The sequence below is a fragment of the Nocardiopsis listeri genome, from assembly GCF_020741345.1.
GTDB classification, from domain to species: domain Bacteria; phylum Actinomycetota; class Actinomycetes; order Streptosporangiales; family Streptosporangiaceae; genus Nocardiopsis; species Nocardiopsis listeri_A.
The window spans coordinates 1-15944 of the sequence record NZ_DYZD01000429.1 but is presented as its reverse complement, the minus strand read 5'-3'; the positions used below and the strand labels follow the sequence as shown (position 1 = coordinate 15944).

At 71.2% G+C, this 15944-nt stretch carries 7 protein-coding genes; 4 read left to right on the top strand and 3 right to left on the bottom strand.

Annotated elements, in window-relative coordinates; genetic code table 11:
* Positions 1 to 80: 80 nt before the first annotated feature.
* The 4 genes from K8V84_RS23200 (at position 81) to K8V84_RS23185 (ending at position 5490) form a co-directional block, all read left to right on the top strand.
* Positions 81 to 2630, top strand: a complete 2550-nt coding sequence (locus K8V84_RS23200; RefSeq protein WP_304078640.1) for an FtsX-like permease family protein — start codon at positions 81 to 83, stop codon at positions 2628 to 2630.
* Positions 2631 to 2749: 119 nt separating this feature from the next.
* Positions 2750 to 3712: an ATP-binding cassette domain-containing protein gene (locus tag K8V84_RS23195; protein WP_304078638.1), complete on the top strand. Its 963-nt coding sequence runs from the start codon at positions 2750 to 2752 to the stop codon at positions 3710 to 3712.
* On the top strand, positions 3709 to 4530 hold the full coding sequence (locus K8V84_RS23190; protein WP_304078637.1) for an ABC transporter permease: 822 nt from the start codon (positions 3709 to 3711) through the stop codon (positions 4528 to 4530). The genes K8V84_RS23195 and K8V84_RS23190 overlap by 4 nt, the downstream gene beginning before the upstream one ends.
* Positions 4531 to 4584: 54 nt before the next feature.
* Positions 4585 to 5490 (top strand): helix-turn-helix transcriptional regulator, encoded by a 906-nt coding sequence (locus K8V84_RS23185; protein WP_304078636.1) that lies wholly within the window; start codon positions 4585 to 4587, stop codon positions 5488 to 5490.
* 94 nt (positions 5491 to 5584) lie between these two features.
* On the opposite strand, the gene K8V84_RS23180 is transcribed toward K8V84_RS23185, so the two are convergent.
* The 3 genes from K8V84_RS23180 to K8V84_RS23170 form a co-directional block, all read right to left on the bottom strand.
* The gene (locus K8V84_RS23180; RefSeq protein ID WP_304078634.1) at positions 5585 to 5794 is read right to left on the bottom strand and encodes an MbtH family protein; all 210 of its coding nucleotides are present in this window, start codon (positions 5792 to 5794) and stop codon (positions 5585 to 5587) included.
* A gap of 78 nt (positions 5795 to 5872) precedes the next feature.
* A complete protein-coding gene (locus K8V84_RS23175) occupies positions 5873 to 13747 on the bottom strand; it encodes a non-ribosomal peptide synthetase (protein WP_304078633.1) in 7875 nt (2624 codons plus the stop codon).
* A gap of 54 nt (positions 13748 to 13801) precedes the next feature.
* A partial coding sequence (locus tag K8V84_RS23170) for an amino acid adenylation domain-containing protein (RefSeq protein ID WP_304078632.1) occupies positions 13802 to 15944 on the bottom strand: 2143 nt, incomplete at its 5' end.

Below are 15944 nucleotides of genomic sequence, written 5' to 3'. Positions count from 1 at the left end.
GACGGTCTCATCGCCGACTCCCTCGACTCCCCCACCCCCGAGAGCGTGGCCGCGCGCATGAGCGGCCTGGGGAGTCGGTGATGCTGGACATCGCGTGGAAGACCCTGCGTGCCCGCAAGGGCTCCTTCGTGGGAGCCTTCATCGCCCTTCTCTGTGGATCCGCCCTGCTCGTCGCCTCCGGTGTGCTGGTCGAGTCGGGTCTGCGCGCCTCGGTGTCCCCGCACCGCTACGCCGCGGCGGACGCGGTGGTCGGGGGCCAGGAGAGGGTGGCCCTGCCCGACACGGACCTCGCCTTCCTGCCCCGGCTCACCGAGTCCGTGCGTCTGCCCTCGGACCTGGTCGAGACCTTCGGCGACGTGGACGGGGTGGCGTCGGCGATCGGCGACCACCACCTGACGCCGGCCGTGCGCTCCCCACGGGACGGCATGGACCCGATCCCGGTGACCGGACACGACTGGGCCACCGCACCGTTGGGCCCCTTCGAGGTCACGGAGGGCGCGGAGCCCGTGCGGACCGACGAGGTCGCTCTGGAGACCGCGCTGGCCGCCGAACTCGGAGTGGACGTCGGTGACCCGGTGGAGGTCGTGCACGAGGCCGAACCCCGTTCCTACCGTGTGAGCGGCCTGGTCACCCACGCCTCCGGTGGTGGGGGGCGACAGGGCACCCTGTTCCTTTCCTCCGAGGAGACCCGGCTCTTGGCCGCCGACCCCGAGGCCTACGACACGGTGGGCGTGCTCATGGAGCAGGGAGCCGACCCCGACACGGTCGCCGCCGACCTGGAGGCGGCCGCCGATGACATCGAAACGGTCGCCTACACCGGAGCCCTCACCCAGCAGGCGGAGTTCACCGATCTCGACCAGGCACGGGGGCTGCTGCTGCTCATCGCCACGTCCTTCGGTGGGCTGGCGGTGCTCATCGCGCTGTTCGTGGTGTCCGGCACGCTCGCTCTGTCGATCGACACCCGCAAGCGCGAGTTCGCCGCCCTGAGGGCCATAGGCGCCACTCCGACACAGGTGCTGCGCATGGTGGGCTCGGAGGTCCTGCTGCTGTCCCTGGTCGCCGGCGTCCTGGGCTGTCTGCCCGGATTCCTGATCGCGGAGACGATGCGCGGAGCGTTCGTGTCCCTCGGCGTGCTCCCGGCCGACCTGCCCCTGGTCCTGGGCCCGCTCCCCGCCGTCGGCGCCGTCCTCTCGACCGTCCTGACCGCCCTGGTCGGCGGTATGGTCGCCGCCGCGCGGCCGGCCACGGCCGACCCCGTGGAGGCCCTGCGCGAATCGTCCGCCGCTCGGCGCGCGCCCGGCCGTTGGCGGATCACCGCCGGGCTGGTGTGCCTGGTGCTGGGAGCCGGCGCTGCGATGGCCCCCGTCGCACTGCGCAACGACGCGGGCGCGGCCGGGACGGGGAGCGCGACCCTGCTGCTGGTGATCGGTGTGGCGTTCAGCGGACCGTTCCTCCTCGTGCCCCTGGTCTCCCTGATCACCCGGCCACTGCGCGCGATGGGGGCCGGTGGTTTCCTGGCGGCGGAGAACAGCGCTGCCGAGCCGGGACGGCTCTCCACGGTACTGACCCCCCTGGTCCTCGCCATCGGGGTCACGCTGTCCATGGTGTACACGCAGACGGTGCTCTCGGCCGCGGTGACCGAACAGACCGAGGCCGGGGTGAGGGCCGACGCCCTGGTGGTCGAACAGGGGTCGGGAGGGATGGGGTCGAATGTCCTGACGGGACTGGCCGCCCTACCGGAGACCGGCACCGTCGCTCCGTTGCACGAGACAGGGGTGTTCGTGCCCTATTCGGTGTTCGGCGACCCCGACGTGGCCACCTTCACCGCGTTGGGGGTCGCCCCCGGGTCGGTCGCGGACACGCTGGACCCGGGCGTCGCGGAGGGGAGCCTGGACGACCTCACCACCGAAGCGGTGGCGCTGGAGACGTCGGGCGCCGCGCTGCTCGGGGCGTCCGTGGGTGATGAGGTGGAGGTGGTGCTGGGCGACGGACAGGAACGAACCCTGCGTCTGGTCGCCACCTACGAACGCGGCCTGGGGCTGTCGGGAATGCTGCTGCCCCAAGAGGTCCTGGAGGGACACACGGGTCCTCCCTCCCGCGCCTTGGTGAACGCCGCCGAGGGAACCTCGGACGATGAGTTGTCGGTGGCCCTGGCCGACTTCGCCGCGGAGCACCCCACGCTGGACACGTCGGACCGGCAGGGGTTCGCGGACGGGGCCAGGGCCGAGGCGGACCTGAGCGCCTGGGTGAACCTGGTCGGGCTGGGCGTGATCCTGGCCTACATCGCGATCGCGGTGGTGAACAGCCTGGTGATGTCCACCGCGGCCCGCTCACGCGAGTTCGCGCTCCTGATGCTGATCGGAGCCACCCGCGGCCAGGTCCTGCGCGCCATGCGCGGCGAGGCCGCGGTGGCGGCCGTTCTGGCCACCCTGATCGGCACCGTGACGGCACTCGTTCCACTGACCGTGCTGAGCATGGCGTTCCTCGGTACCCCGGTCCCGCCGGGTTCACCGCTCGTCTACGTCGGTGTGGTGGGCGGGGCCTGCGCGCTGGGTGTCCTCTCGGTCATGCTGCCGGTCCGCCTCGCCCTGCGGGCACCACCGGTGGAGAGCGTCAACGTGCGCGAATAGCCGTGGCGGGAGCCGTGCCTCCCGCTCCCGCCACGCCCACGGACACCGGTGTCCGCGCGGTGTCCGCGCGATGTCCGCTCGGCTTGGAACGGTGGTCTCCAAGAACGAGGAGGCAAGCCATGACCACCTGTATCCGGGCCACCGGCCTGGTCAAGCGCTTCGGTGAAACCACCGCCCTGGACGGGGTGGACCTGGAGGTCCCCACCGGGTCGATCCTGGGTGTCCTGGGCCCCAACGGCGCGGGCAAGACCACCACGGTCCGCATCCTGGCGACGCTGCTCAGACCGGACGCGGGAACCGTGACCATCGCCGGGTACGACGCCCTGCACGACCCGGTGGCCGTACGCAGGATCATCGGCCTGACCGGTCAGTACGCCTCGGTGGACGAGGAACTGACCGGGCGGGAGAACCTGGAGCTCATCGGACAGCTCCTGCGTCTGTCGACCCGGGAGTACCGCTCGCGTGCCGTCGAACTGGTGGAGCGGTTCGACCTCACCGACGCCGGGGACCGGCCGGTGCGCACCTACTCCGGGGGGATGCGGCGCCGTATCGACCTCGCCGCGAGTCTGGTGGGCCGTCCCCAGGTCCTCTACCTGGACGAGCCCACCACGGGGTTGGACCCCCGCAGCCGCAACGGGCTGTGGCGGACCGTCCGGGAACTGGCCGAGGACGGGACCACGATCCTGCTCACCACCCAGTACCTGGAGGAGGCCGACGAGCTGGCCGACCGGGTCACGGTGATCGACCACGGCCGTGTGGTGGCCGAGGGTGAACCCCAAGAGCTCAAACGTCGGACCGGTTCCCAGACCCTGCACGTGCGCACCGTCGACCCGGCCGACACCGAGCGCGTGGTCGGCCTGCTGACCGAGCTCCTCGGGTTCGCGCCCTCAGTCCACGAGGACAACACGACGATCACCGCGCCCGCCGACGACACCGTCCTGTTGGCGGCCCTGGTCCGACGCTTGGACCAAGAGGCGATCGCCACCGACGAGCTGGGAACACGACTGCCCAGCATGGACGACGCCTTCCTGTCCCTGACCGGACGCAGCACCCACGCCCACGCCGAGGAGAGCACCGTATGACCGCCACCATCGCGCCCCGGACCACCGTCGTCCGAACCCGACCGGAGCGGATCGGCCTGTTACTCGGTCTCACCCACGGCCTCACTCTCGCCAAACGCAACCTGCGCTACGTGGTGCGCACGCCGGCCACCCTCATCGACACGGTCATCCAACCGGTGCTGTTCCTGCTGGTGTTCGTGTTCCTGTTCGGCGGGGCCATCTCCGGCACCTGGCAGGAGTACCTCCAAACCCTGGTGCCGGGCTTGATGGTGCAGATCACCATGTACGCGAGCATCGGTACGGGCATGGCCTTGAGCACGGACATCTCCAAAGGGGTCTTCGACCGCTTCCGCAGCCTGCCCATCGCGCGCTCGGCTCCGCTGGTCGGCGCGGTCCTGGGCGACGTCATCCGCTACGTGGTGGCCGTCGCCGTGCTCTTGGCCCTGGCCTTCGCACTGGGCTTTCGTGTGCAGACCGACCCTCTGTCCGCCCTCTTCGCGTTCGTGCTGGTCGTGGTGTTCGGGTTGACGCTGTGCTGGTTGTCGGTGCTGGTGGGGATGGTGGCGGCCAGCCCACAGGCCGTCCCGGGGATCGCGATGGCGGTCGTCCTGCCGCTGACCTTCGGCAGCAACATCTTCGCCGACCCGGAGACGATGCCCCACTGGCTGGAGCTGTGGGTCGGCGTCAACCCGGTGACCTACTTCGTCGACACCGTGCGTGGGCTGATGGTCGGTGGTCCCGTGGCGCGGCCGCTGCTGGTGAGCCTGTTCGCGGTGGTCGTCGCGCACGTGGTGCTCCTGCCCTTGGCGCTCCGCGCCTATCTGCGAAGAGTCCGATGACGTGGCTCCGACGTGTACCGGATGAACGGCCGAGTGGATGAAAGGTGTGACGGTATGTCGAGAATCCTGCTGGACGGACGCGGCACAGCCCGCGTCCGGGTCCGGGCCGAACTTCCGGCGTTGGCCGAGGCCGCCCAGGCCCTGGTGCCCCTCCTGGGGTCCACGCCTCCTCGGGGCGGGGCGGAGTGGGTACGCCTGACCCGCTCTCACCTGGCCCACGCCCGCCTGACCCACGGTGAGTTGGCGGAGGCCCGCGCCCTGGTCGTGTCGGACCTGCCGAACGCCACTGCGCGCACCGAGACCTCCCCGACCGGTCTGCGACGGGTGCTGCGCACCCTGGAGGCGGTGTCCGAAGCGGCGGTCGAGCCCTACCGGCGACAGATCGAAGCCCGAGGGCACCGCGCGGCCCGACTCCTCGGCGACCACATCGTCTCGCACGGCGTGGCCGTCGCGCTGGGTTCGCTGGGCTCCCGGTGTCGTTGGGAGGACAGCGGGCTGTTCGTGGACGACGGGCTCGAACGCGAGTACGTGGCGAGCGAGGACGGACTCCTGCTGATGCCCTCGGTGTTCGCGGGTCCCGAACCGCGCGTGGCGCGCTGGAGCGGTACCGAGGGCCCACGCACCGTCGTCCTGTTCCCGGCGCTCGGTCCGGGCGACTCCCTGGACTCACTCCTGGAGCGGGACCGGTCACAGGAGAGCCTGGAGCGACTCATCGGGCGGACCCGGACCGCGGTCTTGTCCGCGCTGGTCGTGCCCGCCTCGACCGGCCAACTGGCCAAGGACCTGTACGTGTCGCCCACCTCCATCAGCGAGCACACGGCAGCTCTGCGTCGGGCCGGCCTGATCACGACCACCCGTGAGGGCAACCGTGTCCGTCACCTGGTCACCGCCTTCGGTCTGGCCCTGCTGGAACACGCCGACGCCCGGGAACACTCCGTCACGCTGGTGGAGTCGGCCTGAGGGGACATCGACCCCGCGAGCGATGACGAACGGGGGTGACCGCCGATGCGGTCACCCCCGTTCTTGCACGTCCCCGACCCTCCGGTCGGCCGGGTCAGCCCTCCAGGGCGGCCACGAGGCCGGCCGGGCGCATGTCGGTCCAGTTCTCCTCGACGTACTCCAGCGCGTTTGCTCGGGAGGTCGCCTCCAGGGCGATGTCCCATCCCTGGGGGATCTCCGCGAAGGAGGGCCACAGGGAGTGCTGGCCCTCGGCGTTGATCAGGACGAGGTACTGGGCGTCGTCGTTCTCGAACGGGTTGCTCATGGTGGGGTTCTTCCTCTCGTGGTGTTACCGGTCGTGGTGGTCGTGGTGTCCGCGTTCACCGCCGAAGGCGCGCGGTCCTCACTCGGTGCGGGTACGGCCGCGGGACACTGCGGGTCGGGTGCGGCGCCGGGGCGCGGCCCGCAGCAGTTCGCCCAGGGCGTCGATGAACGCCTCCGCCAGGCGCTCGACCGTCGAACGCCGGTGTCGGTTGGCGGAGTAGGTCCAGGAGAACTCCATCCGACCCCCCGTGACCGCGCCGGTCACGTCGAGCAGGTTGGTGCGTTCCTCGGCCGGGGCGTGGTCGCATGTGGGCAGGGGCAGCGTGCGCCGGACCAGGCCCTCCTCCCCGGTGTCGCCGAACCGTCCCAGATAGTTGAAGGAGACGGGGACCTCGGGCTTCGAGCGCAAAGGCTCGGTCTCGGGCCCGTCCGCCAGGTGGCTCAGCGCGCCGAACCCGATACCGGCCGGGGCCGCGCGGTTGCCGCGTTTGACCGCGGCGACGGTCTCGGCCCAGCCTCCCTCCTCCGGGATGTCCAGCAGGGCGGGGTGGATGGTGGTGAACCAGCCGACCGTTCGGGACAGGTCGACGTCCTCGAACAGGTCCTCGCGACCGTGCCCCTCCTTCTCGACGAGGATCCGGTGGGATCCGGTCCAGTCGGACAGGACCCGACCCAGCGCCGCCAACAGGACGTCGTCGATCCTGCTTCGGAAGGCGCCGGGCCCCCAGGACAGGAGGGCCTCGGCGTCCTCTGGCGGAACGGCCACGGTGACCACGTCCTGAGAGGCGACGTCGTTGGCGCCCCCGGTGTGGTCCAGGGGCAGGGCCGGAACGTTCTCCACCATGTCCAGCCATGCGGGGAGGTCGGTGTCGAACCCGCCCTCGCGCGTGTGGGCGGCCAGCCGTCGCGCCCATTCGGGGAAGGACGAGGTGCGCTCTCCCAGGTCCACCGGACGTCCCGTCGCCAGCTGGTCGTACGCGGTGGCCAGGTCCTCCAGGATCACCCGCCAGGAAACCCCGTCCACCACCAGGTGGTGCGCGGACAGCAGGATCCTGTGCCGGTCTCGCTCCCCGGTGTCCACGACCACGGCCTCGAACAGCGGGCCTTCCGACAGCCGGGAGACGGGTCTTTCCCTCAGGGCCTCGGCGTGGACGGCCCGGTCGGTCTCCTCCTCGGTCATGGCCGAGGCGTCCAGGGTCCGCACCGCCAGGTCGTGGGCGTCCGCGTCCAGATGCTGGCGCCAGGCGCCGTCCACGCGCTCCGCCCGCAGGCGCAGCATGTCGTGTCGGACCAGGACCTGCCTGGCCGCGTCGACCACCAGGGTGGTGTCGGTCCCCGGCGCCAGTTCGAAGTGCAAGGACATGTCGAAGTGCTCGGGGTGGCGGGGGTGGGTGTCCAGGAACCAGCGCTGCACGGGGGTCGGGGGCACCTCACCGGTGAGCGGAGTGGTCTCGACCCGACCTCGGGAGGGCTCCTTCGTCTCGCGCTCGTCGAGGGCCTCCGCCAGCGCGCCGAGCGTCTGGTGGAGGAAGACGTCCTTGGACGTGGCCTCGCGTCCGACCGCGCGTACCCGCGACACCATCTGGATGCTGAGGATGGAGTCGCCGCCCAGTTCGAAGAAGTTGTCGTTGGCCCCCACCTTCTCCACCCCCAACAGGTCTCCCCAGACCTGGACCAGCAGCTCTTCGGTGGGGGTCCGGGGTGGCAGGTAGCCGACCGTGACGAAGGCCCCGTCGTCGGGCACCGGGAGCGCGTTCCGATCGGTCTTGCCGTTGGCGTTGAGCGGCAGGGCCTCCAGCACGACCACGGCGGTCGGGACCATGTAGTCGGGCAGGTGGCGGGCCGCCCCCTCCCGTACCTCGACGGCACCGATCGGCTCCGTCTCCGGGTCGGGCACGACGTAGGCGACCAGTCGCCGCAGACCGGGCCGGTCCTCACGTGCGACGACGGTCGCGGCCTGCACCCCTGGAAGGGCGGAGACCACGGACTCGACCTCGCCGAGTTCGATCCGAAACCCCCGGATCTTCACCTGGTCGTCATTACGGCCCAGGAACTCCAACTCGTGGTCGGCGGTCCAGCGCACGACGTCGCCGGTCCGGTAGGCACGACCACCCGAACCGAAGGGGTCGGCGACGAACCGCTCGGCGGTGGCCCCCGGCGCCCCGTCGTATCCCGAGGCCAGGGAGTCACCCGACAGGTAGAGCTCCCCGTACACCCCGGGCGGTACGGGGCGCAGCCAGGGATCCAGGACACGGGCACGCGTTCCGGCGACCGGACGCCCGATGCGTGGGCGCTCACCCTCCCGCACGCGCCAAACGGTGCTGTTCACGGTGTTCTCGGTGGGGCCGTAGAAGTTGTGGACCGCGCGCACCCCGGCCGAGGCCAGCCGCTCGTACAGCACGGTGTCCAAGGCCTCCGCGCCCACGCTCAGGACGCTCATGGGGTGGCGTCCCCCGTCAAGGAGGCCGACGGCGACCAGCTGGTTCAGGTAGGAAGGGGTGGTGTCGAGGTAGTCCACGCGGTGCCGGTCCAGATAGGCGCACAGTGCCTCGGCGTCGACCCGCGTGTCCTCGTCCACGACGTGCAGGTGGTGTCCGTCGAGCAGCCAGAAGAAGGGGTCCCATGAGGCGTCGAACGTCCAGGCCGCCAGGTGGGCCGCGGTGAGGGCGCCGCCGGTGGTGTCGTCGGTGTCCAGGACGGCGGTCCGGTAGGCGCGGACGGCGGCGAGCACGTTGGCGTGGCTCACGACCACACCCTTGGGCGTACCGGTGGAACCGGACGTGTACATCACGTAGGCGGGATGGGAGCCGTGCAGGGCACGGACCCGATGGTCGTCGGTGAAGGGCGCGGGGTGGTCGCTCCGGGGCAGGTCGTCGGTGACCAGGAGCGGAACCGCGCCGTCCACCAGGGCGCGCGCCTCCTCCTCGGCCCCGCGGGCCGTGAGCGCGTAGGCCACGCCGGCTCCGGAGACCACGGAGCGGGCCCGCGCGGCCGGGGCCTTGGGGTCCACCGGGACGTAGGCCGCACCTGCGCGGAGCACGGCGAAGAGGACGGCCACGGCCTCGGCGGTGCGGGGCAGCAACGTGGCGACCCTGTCGCCGGGGCCGATGCCCAGCCCGGCCAGGTGGTGGGCCAGGACGTCGACGCGTTCGTCCAGTTCGTGGAAGGTGAGGGTGGTGGACCCGGCGGTGAGGGCCGCCGCCTCGGGCCGCCTGCGCGCCAGACGGGTCAGGGCGTCGAGGACGTGGGAGTCCCCGGTCTGTTCCACCTGTTCCGAGGAGGAGGCGTCCCGTCCGACGGAGAGCAGGTCCGCCCGTTCCCCGGACGGCAACATGCCCACCTCGCGCAGCGGGGCCCCTGGAGCCCGGGCGATCCCGTCCAACAGGACGCACAGGTGGGTGGCGATCCGTTCCACGGTGGCCGGGTCGAACAGGTCGGTGTCGTACTCGATCGAGCCGAGCAGACGGCCCTCGGACTCGTGGAAGTCCACGCTGAGGTCGAACAGGGAGTGCTGTCGCCGCAGTGGGTGGTCGGTCGCCTCCAAGTCACCGATGTTCCACTCCTGGGCGGGGGCGTTCTGGAGCGCCACGACCGCCTGGACCAGAGTGGGCCGGGAGGGGTCGCGCTCGGGCTCCACGGCGTCCACGACGGCGTCGAAGGGTACTCCGCCGTGCTGAAACGCGGTGAGCAGGGTCTCGCGCACGTCGGCCAGCAACTCGGATCCGGTCAGTGACTCGTCCACCCGGGTACGCAGCGCGATCGTGTTCACGAAGAACCCGACCACGTCCTCCAGTTCGGTGTGCTCTCGGCCGGAGACGACCGTGCCGACGGTGACGTCTTCCCGACCGGTGTAGCGGGACAGCAGGACCTGGACGGCCGCGGACAGCACCATGAACAGGGTCAGGCCGCCGGAGACCTCCAGCTCGCGAACCGCTGCGAGCGTGCCCGGACCCACCTCGAACCGGTGAGTCGCTCCATGGCCGCGGCGGACGAGGGGGCGGGGGTGGTCCGTGGGCAGGTCCAGGGGCTCCACATCGGCCAGCGTGGTGCGCCAGTACTCCAGTTCGGCTCCGAACGCCTCGGACTCCATATGGGCGTCCTGCCAGGCTGCGAAGTCCGCGTACTGGAGACGGGCGTTCGGGAGTCCGGCGCGTACGGCCAGGTCGGCCGGGTCCACCAGGGCGGCATCGGCCGCGCCGCCGGGGTCGTCGACCTCATCGGCGCGGGGTTCCCGAACCGCCGCGTCGTAGAGGACGCCGAGTTCCTTGGTGAGGACGGACAGCGACCAGGCGTCCACGACGATGTGGTGTACGCCCAGGGCCAGCACGTGGTCCTCGGGTCCGAGGGTGATCAGCGACCAGCGCAGCAGCGGACCCCGGGCGAGGTCGAACGGTCGTTGGACGAACTCCTCCAGGAAGGGGTCCAGCGAGGTCTGTCCGTCTCGTGCGGTGAGGTCGACCCTGGTCAGGTCCACTCGTGCGGAATCGGGGTCGTCGGCCGGATGGACCACCTGGACGGGACGACCGTCGTGCTCCTCGAAGGTCGTGCGCAGGGACTCGTGCCGGTGGACGAGGGTGGCCAGGGCCGCCGCGAGCGCCCGGCCGTCCAGGGAACCGCGCAACCGCAGCGCGAACCCGGAGTTGTACTCGGAGCCACCCGGCTCGTAACGGTCCAGGAACCACAGTCGGCGTTGGGCCGCCGACAACGGCAGCGCGGCGTCCCGGGCGACCGGGACCAACCCGGGCGTGTCCTCCGCGGTCCCGGCGGTCAGCATCGGGGCGAGTTCGGCGATGGTCGGGTGCTCGAAGACGGCTCGCACCGGCAGACGGGTGCCGAAGGCGTCGGCCGCGCGGGCGATCATGCGTACCGCGGTGACCGAGTCACCACCGACCCGGAAGAAACCGTCGTGAACGCCCACCCTCTCCAGGCCGAGCAGATCGGTCCACAGGTCGGCCAGACGACGCTCGGCCTCCGTGGTGGGCTCGGTGTGGGCGGTGAGGTCCTGCGCGGCCCAGTCCACGGCGGGGAGGGCCCGACGGTCGATCTTTCCGTTGGGGGTGAGAGGCACGCGTTCCAGCACGACGATCGCGGAGGGCAGCATGTGGGCGGGCAGCGCCTCGACGGCCGGAGCGGACAGGTCGGCGGGGGCGAGGTCCGTGCCGTCCTCGGGGACGACGTAGGCGACGAGCCGGGTGCCCGTGCTCCCGCCACTCGCGACCACGACCGCCTGTCCGACCCCCTCCAGAGCGGTCAAGGACGCCTCGATCTCAGCCGGCTCGACGCGGTGTCCGCGCACCTTGACCTGGTCGTCCACCCGTCCCAGGAACTCCAGGGAACCGTCGTGGCGACGACGGACCACGTCGCCCGAACGGTACATGCGGGCCCCGGGAGGCCCGGAGGGATCGGCCACGAAGCGGGTGGCGGTCAGGCCGGGCCTGTTCAGGTATCCGTGCGCGAGACCGTCACCACCGATGTACAGCTCCCCCGGTACGCCCTCGCGCACCGGTCGCAGCCAACGGTCGAGGATCTGGACACGGGTGCCGGCCACGGGTTCCCCGAGGGGCAGGGGAGCGGCTCCGGACAACGGCGTGCTCATGGTGGCGCAGACGGTGGATTCGGTGGGTCCGTAGGCGTTGTACATCCGGCGCCCGCGCGAGAAGGGTCCGACCAGCTCCGGCGGGCACGCCTCACCGGCGACGAGCAGGTGCTCGACCGGGCCGAGGTCCTCGGGCGACAGCGCGGGCAGCAGGGCCGGAGGCAGGGTGACGTGCGTGACGCCGTGGGTCCGCAGTGCTTCGGGCAGACCCTCGCCGAGCAGCCGTCCACGGGGCAGCAGCACGGAGACGGCGCCGTTGAGCAGGGCCACCAGGAGTTCGGCGACGGCGGCGTCGAAGCTCGGCGAGGCGAACTGCAGCATCCGGTCACCCGGGGTCACGTCCATGCGCTCGCCCTGGGTGGCGACCAGTGCCGCGATGCCCCGGTGCGGAACGAGGACCCCCTTGGGCCGCCCGGTGGAGCCGGAGGTGTAGATGAGGTAGGCGGGGTCCTCGGCGCTGAGGTCCTCACGCATTGGTTCGCCCGCCCACGCCGACGAGGGACGCAGGACACGGACACCGTCCGGGAGCCGTTCGGCGAACCCAGGGGTGGTCAGCACGGCGGCGGGGCGGGCGTCCTCGATCATGTGGGCCAGGCGCGCCGGTGGATAGTCCGGATCGAGCGGCATGTGGACCGCGCCCGCGTAGACCACGGCGAGCAGCAGGAGGGCGTGGTCGGTGCCACGTTCGAGGCAGACCCCGACCCGGTCACCGCGCCGCACGCCCTCGGAACGCAGATACCCGGCGATCCGGGCGGCGCGATCGTCCAGTTCGGCGAAGGTCCAAGTGTCCCCGGCCCCTGTCACCGCGAGGGCGTCGGGATGCAGCGCCACCCGCTCGGCCATGAGTTCGACGATCGTGCGCGCCCGGGGGCCCACCGGACCGGAGCACGCTCGGGGCCCGTCCAGGTCCACTGCGCGCAGGGGGCGATCATCCTCGGCGTCCTCCAGGATCCGGACGAGGTCGCCCACGAAGCGGGCCACCGACTCGGCGTCGAGGATGTCGGTGTTGAACTCGGCCGATCCCGCGAGCGTGTCCTCCTCGACCCGGAACTCCAGGGTGAGGTCGAATACGGCGTGTTCTCGACGGACGGGGAAGGGCCGAACGTCCAGGGGTCCCAGTGACGCCGCGCCCCCGCCGTCCGCGTTCTGGAACACGACGGCGGCCTGCACCAGCGGCGGGACGGAGGGATCACGGTCGTCGAGCACGGTGTCGACGACCGCTTCGAAGGGCACCTCGGCGTGGTCGAAGTCGGCCAGGACTCCGTCACGCGTGCGGAGCAGGTTCTCACCGAACGAGGCCTCCTCGTCCACTCGTCCGCGCAGGGCGAGGGTGTTGACGAAGAAACCGTTGAGACCGTGCAGGCGACTGTTCTCCCGGCCCGCGGTGACGGTGCCCAGGACGACGTCCTCCTCACCGGTCCAGCGCGCCATGGCCACCCGCGCGGCGGTGGTCAGCACCGTGTAGAGGTTGGTGTTGTGGTCGCGTGCGACGCGTTCCAGGAGGTGGAGCGTCTCGGTGGGCAACCGGAAGCGATGGCTGTCACCGCGCATGCTGCGCACCGGGGGCCGGGGGCGGTCCAGGGGCATTCTGAGGGGTTCGACGCCGGCCAGACGGTCGCGCCAGTGGCCCAGCGAGGCCTCGTAGCGTTCGCCGCTGAGACGGTCGCGCTGCCAGGCGGCGTAGTCCACGTACTGGAACGGGAGCGGATCCAGTGTCGCCGCCGATTCGGCCGCTCCCCGCCCGGGCGATCTCAGGACCTCGGTGTAGAGGCGGTCGAGCTCTCCTTGGAGGACGCCGAGGGACCAACCGTCGGTGACGATGTGGTGGAGGACGACGAGAAGGACGTGCCGTGTGTCGTGGACGCGGAACAGGTGGGCGCGGACCAGCGGCCCCCGCTCCAGGTCGAAGGGCTCCGCGTAGTGGAGGGCGACGAGTTCGGCCGCCGCCTCCTCTCCCCCCGATGCGTCGACCACGTGCAGGGGAAGTTCGCAGGGCCCTGCCACGACCTGGCGACCCTCTCCGTCGATCTCGTGGAAGGTCGTGCGCAGTGACTCGTGCCGGTGACGCAGAGCGGTCAGGGAACGTTCCAACGCGGGGACGTCCAGCGGGCCGTCAAGGTCCAGGGCGAAACCCGAGTTGTAGTCGACCCGACCGGGTTCGATGCGATCCAGGATCCACAGCCGCTGTTGGGCGAAGGAAAGGGGGGCCGGCACGGACCGGTCCACCGTCGGGAAGTCCTCGGTCCGTTTCCTGCGCTCGCGAAGGCGGCGCAGCATCTCCTCGCGAAGGGGATCCTGGTTCGGTCCCCGGCCGGCGGTGTCGCCGGGGTGCTGTCCCCGGTCGTTGGCATGGTTCATCGTGTGGTCCTCGAAGATCCGTGGAGCTGGTGGCTTTCGGTGGTGCCCACAGGGTCAGTCGACCATCTGACTCATGAGAAGGTCCTCGACGGCCTGGGCGTAGCTCTGGAGGGTGGGGTGGTCGAACAGGGTTCTCGTGGGGACCTGGACGTCGAGCATGTCCCCGAGTTCACCGACGACCTGGATGCTGCGCACCGAGTCACCGCCGATGTCGAAGAAGTTGTCCTCGCGTCCGACCCGATCGAGCTTGAGGGCGTTGGCCCAGACCTCGGCGACGATCTCCTCCGTGAGGGTCAGCGGAGGTGTGGAGCGCGCTTCGGAGAGTTCGGTGTGTTCGGGAGCGGGCAGGGCTCGGCGGTCCACCTTGCCGTTGGTGTTGAGCGGCAGTTCGGACAGGACGGTGAGGACGGAGGGGACCGAGTAGGCAGGTAGGGCGTGACGGAGCGCGTCGCTCACCGCCTCCGTGTCCAACCGGCCGGGATCGGTCTCGGTCAGGTACCCGGCCAGGACCTTGGCCCCGGACGGTGCGGTGACCACGGAGGCCACCGCCTGCGCCACGCCCGGCACTCGGGTCAGGGCGTTCTCGACCTCGCCGAGCTCGATGCGAAAACCACGCAGCTTGATCTGACCGTCGGCGCGCCCCACGAACTCGATCTGCCCACCGGTGGTCCAGCGCACCAGGTCACCGGTGCGGTAGAGGCGACCGCCCGAGCCGAAGGGGTCGGCGACGAAGCGTTCGGAGGTCGGTCCGGGACGTCCGTCATAGCCGCGTGCCACGCCCTCTCCCGCGATGTACAGCTCACCGACCGCACCGACCGGAACGGGACGCAGGGCGGTGTCCAGGACGTGCGTCCGGGTGCCGTCCATCGGACGGCCGATCGGGCAGTGCCCGGAGCCCGCCCACTCGGCGCCGATCGGCACGCAGGTGGCGAACGTGGTGGTCTCGGTGGGGCCGTACACGTGGACGACCTCGGTTTCCGGGCAGACTTCCAGGACCCTGGCGAAGGAGGTGGGATCGGCCTTCTCGCCCCCGGTCCACACCTGACGCAGCCCCGCGAAGCACCCGGGATCCTGCCGGGCGAAGAGGTTGAACAGGGCCGTGGTGAGGAACACCGACCGGACCCCGTGGTCGGCGCGGGCCGCGCGGACCGCCTCGGCGGTGACCCCGCCCTCGGGCGCGACGACGACGGTGCCTCCGTGCAGCAACGGCACCCACACCTCGTAGGTGGCGGCGTCGAAGGCGTGCGGCGAGTGGAAGAGCACCCGCTCGTGCGCACCCGGCCATCTACTGTCCGCCGCCAGGGCCACGATGTTGCGGTGGTCCACGACCACGCCCTTGGGCACCCCGGTGGAGCCGGAGGTGAACATGACGTAGGCGGACGAGCGGGAGACCGGCCGCGCGGGGACGGACCACTCTCCCCGCCCCGCGGGGCCGGTGGGCGACCCGGGCACCGACGGCGGGACGGTCACGGCGGCGAAACCGTCGGGACCGTAGCGGTGGACGGTGACGTCGACGATCCCGGTGTAGAGGTCGAGCATTCCGGGATCGACCAGGGCCGTGCGCACCCCGCTGTCGGCGGCGAGCTCGGCCACCCGCGCGGCGGGGACCGTGTCGTGCAGGGGCACGTAGGCGGCGCCCGCCTTGAGCACGGCCAGCATGGCGACGACGACCCTCGGGCTCCGGGGCAAGGACAGGAACACCCGGGACTCGTGGGTGACACCGTGCGCGCGGAGGTGGTCCGCCAGGTGTTCGGCCTCGGTGTCCAGTTCGGCGTAGGTCCACTCCCGGCCCTCGCCCACCACGGCGACGGCGTCCGGGTGGCGGTGCGCACCCTCCTCGAACAGGTCCACCACCGTACGGTCGTCCGGTTCCGGGGCGGCGCCGTCGGTGAAGGCGGCCGTGTCGGAGGCGTCAGCGCCCGCCAGCGCGGCCATCGGCCGCTCCGGGTCCTGAACGAGCGAGGTGAGGATGCGCTCCAGGTCGGTGAGCAGGCGGTCGACCGTGTCCGGGTCGAAGTGGTCGGGCTCGTAGCCGATGAGGAGCCGAATCCGCTCGGTACCGTACGCGCTCAGGGTGAGCGGGTAGTTGGTGGCCTCGTTGGCGGTGACGCCCACGATCTCCAGGCCGTGTTCGGCGGCCGAGTCCTGGTCCACGGGGTAGTTCTCGAACACCACCAGGCTGTCGAAGAGCGGGGTG

Excerpts from the sequence above, each read along its gene's own strand:
- K8V84_RS23185 (WP_304078636.1), top strand. The coding sequence starts at position 4,585 with ATGTCGAGAATCCTGCTGGACGGACGCGGCACAGCCCGCGTCCGGGTC.
- K8V84_RS23175 (WP_304078633.1), bottom strand. The coding sequence starts at position 13,747 with ATGAACCATGCCAACGACCGGGGACAGCACCCCGGCGACACCGCCGGC.
- K8V84_RS23200 (WP_304078640.1), top strand. The coding sequence starts at position 81 with ATGCTGGACATCGCGTGGAAGACCCTGCGTGCCCGCAAGGGCTCCTTC.
- K8V84_RS23190 (WP_304078637.1), top strand. The coding sequence starts at position 3,709 with ATGACCGCCACCATCGCGCCCCGGACCACCGTCGTCCGAACCCGACCG.
- K8V84_RS23180 (WP_304078634.1), bottom strand. The coding sequence starts at position 5,794 with ATGAGCAACCCGTTCGAGAACGACGACGCCCAGTACCTCGTCCTGATC.
- K8V84_RS23195 (WP_304078638.1), top strand. The coding sequence starts at position 2,750 with ATGACCACCTGTATCCGGGCCACCGGCCTGGTCAAGCGCTTCGGTGAA.